This is a genomic window from Pseudomonas sp. SDO5522_S412 (assembly GCF_054071215.1).
In genome coordinates this window covers 1-6,810 of record NZ_JBSVWQ010000280.1, presented here as the reverse complement: position 1 = coordinate 6,810, position 6,810 = coordinate 1, and the positions used below count along the sequence as shown (strand labels likewise).

Sequence of the window (6,810 nt, the reverse complement as noted above, 5' to 3'; positions counted from 1 at the left end):
CCTTTGCTTACTTTGGGGCTTTTCCAAAGTGAGTCGCTGTAAGAGCGAAACCATAGGCGGCCGTTACCTAAATAACGGATATGTACTCACCTCAAACCAGCGCAACAAAACGTCAAACCCAATGATGAATCGGCCACCCAGCCTTCTCAGCATGCGCCCGCAGCACCGGGTCCGGATTCACCACCTGCGGGTTCTCCACCTTCAGCAACAGCGGCAAATCATTGCGCGAATCCGAGTAGAAGTACGCCCCATCAAGGTGCTCACCTTCCTGCTCCAGCCATTCCATCAGGCGAGTGATCTTGCCTTCGCGGTACGTCAGTACACCTGTGGTCTTGCCGCTGTACACCCCATGGGCGACGTCCAGCTCAATCCCCAGCACTTCATCAATGCCGATACGCGCCGCAATCGGCTTGACCAGGTGCGTCCCCGACGCCGAGATCACCAAAATCCGGTCACCATTCTTGCGGTGCTGTGCAATGGTGCGGGTGGCTTCGCTGTAGATCAGCGGCTCGATAACGTCTTCCACCCACGGCTCTACAAGGTGCTCGATCTCTTCCGGCGTGCGGCCAATCATCGGCTCCAGGCTGAAGTCCATGAAATCCTCCATGGCCAGCTCACCGCGGCTGTAGGCCGCCATCAGTTCGTCGTTCTTGCGCATGAACGACTCGCCATCCACCCAGCCCAGGCGGCCCATCTGCTCGCTCCACAGGGTGGCGCAGTCGCCGTGGATCAGGGTGTCGTCCAGATCAAAAATTACCAATGCCATCTGTCACGCTCTCTCAAATAAATCGTGCGTCAGGCTACTTCACACAACGCACTTGGGTCGATGGAAAGTGCCAATCTCTGACCATCCGGGTGCAGATCGTCAGCCGAGCGGTTAAGCACATCCACCACCAATTCCACGCCCCGGGCTTCGATGCGGTAGCGAATCACGTTGCCCAACAGGCTGTGGCTGCGCACCAACGCATCCAGCTCACCGCTGCGGCTGAGCTCAATGGCCTCCGGGCGAATGGCGATGCGCCCGGTGATCGGACGCTGCAACAGTTTGCTGGCCTTGTCGGCGTCCAGCAGGTTGTAGTTGCCGATAAAGCCCGCGGCGAACACATCCACCGGCGCGGTGTAGAGGGTCTCGGCATCGCCGCTCTGCACGATCTTGCCCTGGTTCATCAGGAAGATCCGGTCGGACATGGTCAGGGCTTCTTCCTGGTCATGGGTCACGAAGATGGTGGTCAGGCCCAGCTCACGCTGGATCTGGCGAATCTGTTCACGCAGGTGCTTGCGAATCCGTGCATCGAGGGCCGACAACGGCTCGTCGAGCAACAGCAGGCGCGGGCGCGTCACCAGCGAGCGGGCGAGGGCCACGCGCTGGCACTGGCCGCCGGACATCTGGTGCGGGTAGCGGCCGGCGAGTTCTTTCAGCTCCACCAGTTGCAACACTTCCTGCACGCGTTGGTGGCTGTCGTCGGCATTGACCTTCTGCATGCGCAGGCCGAAGGCGACGTTCTGTTCCACGGTCATGTTGGGGAACAGCGCGTAGCTCTGGAACACCATGCCGATATGCCGTTTCTGTGGGCTCAGCGGGACGATATCCTGGCCATCCAGCAGGATTTTCCCGCTGTCCACCGAGGTCAGGCCGGCGATGCAGCGCAGCAGGGTCGACTTGCCGCAGCCCGACGGGCCAAGCAGGGTGACGAATTCGCCCTTGGCGATTTCGCAGTTGATGTCACTGAATACCGGCGTACCGGCGTAGCCTTTTTGCAGGTGTTGGACGCTGACGAAGCTCATTGGCTTTTGTCCTTGTTCAAGATGTTGGCGGCCCAGGTCAGCACCAGCACGAAGAAGAAATAGGAGATCACCAGGGCACTGGTGAAGTGGCCGCTGCTGTTACGCATATTGTTGAGGTACACCTGCAGGGTTTCGTAGCGGGTGCCCACCAGGATGTTGGCGAACACGAACTCGCCGAACAGGAACGAGAACGACAGCAGCAATGCCACCATCAAGCCCTTGCGCAGGTTCGGCAGCACCACCAGGAACGCCGCCTGGAAGGTGCTGGCACCGAGCAGTTGGGCGGCGTCCATCAGGTCCCGCAGGTTGATCGCTTGCAGGTTGTTGGTGATCGCCCGGTACATGAACGGCAGCGCCACGGTGAAGTAGCAACCGATCAGGATCCACGGCGTACCCACCATCGCAAATGGCCCCGAGCCGTAGAGCTGCAACAGCCCCACCGACGACACCACCGGCGGCACTGCGAAGGGCAGCAGGATCAAAATGTTCATCAGCGCGTCGAGTTTCGGAAAGTGGTAATGCACCACAAACAGCAGCGGCAGGATCAGCACCACCGACAAGATCAGCGCGCCAACGCACACCAGCAGCGACTGGCCGAAGGCATTCAGGAAGCGCGGGTCACTCCACAGTTGGATATACCATTTAAAGGTAAAGCCGGATGGCAGGATGGTCGCCGACCAACTGCTGGCGATGGAGTAGACCAGGGTGCCGAGCAATGGCAGCACCAGGACAGCAAGCAACAGGTACACCACTACGCGATGGTAGAGGGCGGCCGAGCCAGGTTCAGCGCGAGACATGGTAGCTCCTCTTGAGCAGCAGTTGATGGACTACGGTCACCACCGTCATCAGCGCTACCAGCACCACGGCCAGGGCACTGGCCATGTTCGGGTCCAGGGAAATATCGCCGGAGACCATCGCCGCGATGCGGATCGGCAGCACGTTGAAGTTGCCGGTGGTCAGCGCGTACACCGTGGCGTAGGCGCCCAAGGCGTTGGCCAGCAGAATCACGAAGGTGCCCAGCAGTGCCGGGGTCAGCACCGGCAAGCCGATATGCCGCCAGTATTGCCAGCCATCCGCGCCGAGCAACGAAGCGGACTCGCGCCAGTCTTCGCGCAACGCGTCAAAGGCCGGGTAGAGCAGCAGTACGCCGAGGGGAATCTGGAAATAGGTATAAAGGATGATCAACCCGGTCTTGGAATACAGGTTGAAGTCCTGAATGATCCCGGCCTGCTTGAGCATGATGGTGATGCTGCCGTTGAACCCCAGCAGGATGATGAAGGCGAAGGCCAGGGGTACACCGGAGAAGTTGCTGGTCATGTTGGCGAAGGCGGTCACGAAATTGCGCAGCCGGCCATCCACCCGACGCAGCGAGTAACTGCCCAGCACGGCAATGACGATCCCGAACACACTGGAGTAGAAACTGATCTCCAGGCTGTACTGGATTGCCTGCAGGTAGAATTTCGAATTGGCGATCTTGCTGAAGTTGGCCAGGCCCCAGCCAAACTCTTCCGATTGCAGGCTGCTGACCAGCACCCAGAACAGCGGAGCGATCTCGAACACGATAAAAAACAGCGCGAAGGGCACCAGGCACAAGGCGGCCAGCCATTTGCCGCGGATCACTGAATTCACTTCAACAGCTCCCGGCATACAGGTTTGTCGTGGGGTACACCCAACAGCTCGCAGACGGTGCCGCACAGCTCGGTTTGTTTGGGCGTGGCGTGGGTGTCGAGGCTGAAGGCATCACCCAGCACAAACAGCGGCACTTCCCGTTCTTCCGGCAGCAGGCCGTTGTGGGAGCGGTCGTTGTTCATGCCGTGGTCGGCCGTCACCAGTACCTGGTAACCGGCGTCGAGCCAGCCTTGCAGGTAGTCGGCGAGGATGATGTCGGCCGAGCGCGCGCTGTTGCGGTATTGCGGGGTGTCGAGGCCGTGCTTGTGGCCGGCATCGTCGATGTTCATCGGGTGCACCACCAGGAAATTCGGCGCGTGTTTGAGGCGCAGGCTTTCGGCGTCGGCAAACAGGTGCGAGTCCGGGTAATGGTCATTCCAGTAGAAATGCCCGTGCTGGATCGCCAGGGCCGGGTCGCTGGTATGTCGATCCCGGGCGGCGATAAAGGGCGAGCGGTTATACAACTCGCTGACCCAGTGATACGCCGCCGCCGCCGTGGATAAGCCGGCGTCGGTGGCGTAATGGAAAATGCTGCGCTGGTTGGACAGGCGCGAGACGTTGTTGTGGACGATGCCGCTCTCGATCGGCGGGACGCCGGTGAGGATGCATTCGTACAGTGGCCGGGACAGGGCCGGCAGTTCACATTCCAGTTTGTACAGTGCTGCGCGTCCTGCGCCGACATAGGCCTGCAAGTGCCCCATGGCGTGTCGGGCAACCTCGTAATTCAGGCCGTCGAGCACGACAAGGATGACGTTGTGCTTCATAGGGGCTGGGGCTCCGCAACAAATAGGCTTGACTCGGTTTTTCGGTTGGAACACCGATCAAATGTGGGAGCTGGCTTGCCTGCGATAGCGGTGTGTCAGTCGACAATGCTGCTGAATGTCATACCGCTGTCGCAGGCAAGCCAGCTCCCACACTGACCGCGTTCCACTTAAACAGGCGTGTTAAGCCTTATTGCATATTGATGATGACTTCTTCCTGCCACTTCTGCGGCAGTGCCTTGGAGGTCTTCTCCCAAGCGTCGGCGTCCTTGATCGGCGTGACTTTCTTGTACTGCTCGTTAGGCAGCAGCTTGGCCTGTACGTCGGCTGGCAAGGTCAGGTGCTCGGCACGGATCGGCCGTGCATTGCCACGCGCCAGGTTGGTCTGGCCGGCGTCGCTGAAGATGTATTCGCGGGTCAGCTTGGCGGCGTTCGGGTGCTTGGCGTATTTGTTGATGATCGTGGTGTAGCCGGAAATCACCGAGCCGTCCGATGGGATCAGCACCACGTAGTCATCCGGGTTGGCCATCTTGGCTTTGTAGCTCAGGCCGTTGAAGTCCCAGACCACGCCCACTTCCACTTCGCCTTTTTCCATGGTGGCGATGGTTGGGTTGGCCAGCGACAGGCGGCCTTGCTTGGCGATGTCGGCGAACATCAGCAGCGCCGGCTGAATGTTCTTCTCGTCGCCACCGTTGGCCAGTGCGGCGGCGAGTACGCCGTTGGCCGCCTGGGCGGCGGTGCTCACGTCACCGATGGAAACCTTGTATTTGCCGGTCTTCAGGTCAGCCCAGCTTTTCGGAGCTTCGGAGCCGTGCAGGAGTTTTTTGTTGACGATAAAGGCGATGGTGCCGGTGTAGGCCAGGGCCCAGTTACCGTCCTTGTCTTTCGCCCAATCCGGGACTTGTGCCCAGGTGGTCGGTTTGTACGGTTGGGTAACGCCCTGTTTCACCGCGATCGGGCCGAAGGCTGCACCCACGTCGCCGATGTCGGCGCTGGCGTTGTCTTTCTCTGCCGCAAACTTGGCGACTTCCTGGGCGGAGCTCATGTCGGTGTCGATGTGCTTGAGGCCGTAGGTCTTGGCCAGGTCGTCCCAGGTGCCTTTCCAGTTGGCCCAGTCATCGGGCATGCCGACGCTGTTGACGGCGCCTTCCGCTTTCGCGGCGGCTTCCAGGGTTTTTAGATCGGTATCAGCGGCCATGGCGGCGGTGCACATGGCAATGGTCGAGCCTAACAGTGATGCCAGGAAAAGCTGTTTCATCCGAAGCTCCTTTGGGCGTTTTCAACGCTGCGTTTTTATCGACGTTTGCGGTGGTGTTGGTCTAGGTCAGCAATACACGAGCCAATTTAGGCGTGGCGGATGACAGTTTCATGTCGATGTCGTTTTTTGTTGGCCTGGACGGGGGATCACCGGGTAAGCGTAGACCATGCCCAACCGCCCGGAAGCCTTGGACTTGGCCGATGTATTGCAGGTCTTGTGGCAGCACGTCGCGAGGCGCTGTCATCTGTCGGTCATGTGCAATGCCTAGGCTTGCACGCAACAGCAGAGGCGCGTTTAGCGGGCGTTTTGTGCACCTGAATAGTGCTGGTCTAGTCCAGATAGGTAACGTTGATGCGTGATGACGCAACCAAGGCGGTGACAACCATTGGCCTGGCGCTGCAAGAGCAGATCGACCATGGCTTGTTGGCGCCTGCCAGTAAGCTGCCGGCCGAGCGCAAGCTCAGCGAGTTGTTTGGTACCACCCGGATTACGGTGCGGGAAGCCTTGTTACAACTTGAGGCCCAAGGGCAGATTTATCGCGAGGAGCGGCGGGGGTGGTTTGTGTCGCCGCCCAGGCTTGCCTATAACCTGATGCAGCGCAGTCATTTTCACGCGATGGTGAGTGCCCAGGGTCGGGTGCCGTCGACCGAGGTGATTTCGGCGCGGTTGCAGCCGGCTTCGGCGGCGGTGTGTGCGTGGTTGCAGTTGCCGGCGTTGTCCAGTGTGATTCAGATTTGCCGGGGGCGCAGGATTGATGGGCGGTTGGTGTTGTATGTGGAGCACTATCTGAACCCGCAGTATTTTCCGGGGATTCTGGAGTGTGATTTGAATCAGTCGATTACGGAGTTGTATGCGCGGGTGTATGACTTGCACTACGGGCGGGTGCGGTTTGAGATTGTGCCGACGTCATTGCAGGTTGAGGCTGCGGCGGCGTTGAGGGTGTCGGTGGGGAGCCCGGGGTTGCGGATTGCTCGGGTGAATTATGATCAGCATGAGCGGTTGATTGATTGTGATCTGGAGTTTTGGCGGCATGATGCGATTCATGTGGGGGTGGATGTGGTTTGACGTTTTGCCTGTGTGTATCCGTTATCTAGGTCACGACGGCTTTTGGTTCCGCTCTCACAGCGGCTCACTTTTGAACAGCCGGAATGCCGGCCCAGCCCCAAGTAGGCACAGCGCTTTACCCCGATGACCCGAGTGTTAGAGCAAAAGCAGAGCCGCTTTATGTGGGAGCGGGCTTGCTCGCGAAAAACCTGAGGGCGCCGCGTTGCGCCCCGCTACCCCCGTCCTCGTTCACCCCCTCCTCGCGCCAGCCCTCTCCCCCACCTCGATCTTGTC

General features: G+C 59.8%; 7 protein-coding genes. 1 reads left to right on the top strand and 6 read right to left on the bottom strand.

What is annotated here, in order from left to right; translation table 11 throughout:
* Window positions 1-112 precede the first annotated feature (112 nt).
* From ACW9I6_RS29495 to ACW9I6_RS29470, 6 genes are all read right to left on the bottom strand, one after another.
* Window positions 113-766, bottom strand: coding sequence for an HAD family hydrolase (locus ACW9I6_RS29495; RefSeq protein WP_003219744.1), 654 nt, complete (start codon window positions 764-766; stop codon window positions 113-115).
* Window positions 767-795: 29 nt separating this feature from the next.
* Window positions 796-1,785: an ABC transporter ATP-binding protein gene (locus ACW9I6_RS29490; RefSeq protein WP_457340130.1), complete on the bottom strand. Its 990-nt coding sequence runs from the start codon at window positions 1,783-1,785 to the stop codon at window positions 796-798.
* A complete protein-coding gene (locus ACW9I6_RS29485; protein WP_102369616.1) occupies window positions 1,782-2,582 on the bottom strand; it encodes an ABC transporter permease in 801 nt (266 codons plus the stop codon). The genes ACW9I6_RS29490 and ACW9I6_RS29485 overlap by 4 nt, the downstream gene beginning before the upstream one ends.
* On the bottom strand, window positions 2,569-3,414 hold the full coding sequence (locus ACW9I6_RS29480; protein ID WP_010166442.1) for an ABC transporter permease: 846 nt from the start codon (window positions 3,412-3,414) through the stop codon (window positions 2,569-2,571). Before ACW9I6_RS29480 ends, ACW9I6_RS29485 begins: the two co-directional genes overlap by 14 nt.
* Window positions 3,411-4,217 carry an alkaline phosphatase family protein gene (locus tag ACW9I6_RS29475; RefSeq protein WP_102606234.1) on the bottom strand — a complete coding sequence of 269 codons (807 nt, stop codon included), beginning with the start codon at window positions 4,215-4,217 and terminating at the stop codon, window positions 3,411-3,413. The genes ACW9I6_RS29480 and ACW9I6_RS29475 overlap by 4 nt, the downstream gene beginning before the upstream one ends.
* Before the next feature lie 187 nt (window positions 4,218-4,404).
* Window positions 4,405-5,472 (bottom strand): ABC transporter substrate-binding protein, encoded by a 1,068-nt coding sequence (locus ACW9I6_RS29470; protein ID WP_003219752.1) that lies wholly within the window; start codon window positions 5,470-5,472, stop codon window positions 4,405-4,407.
* A gap of 351 nt (window positions 5,473-5,823) precedes the next feature.
* On the opposite strand from ACW9I6_RS29470, the gene ACW9I6_RS29465 reads away from it, so the two are divergent.
* Complete coding sequence (locus ACW9I6_RS29465) at window positions 5,824-6,537, top strand: UTRA domain-containing protein (RefSeq protein WP_457340129.1); 714 nt, start codon at window positions 5,824-5,826, stop codon at window positions 6,535-6,537.
* Window positions 6,538-6,810: the final 273 nt, after the last annotated feature.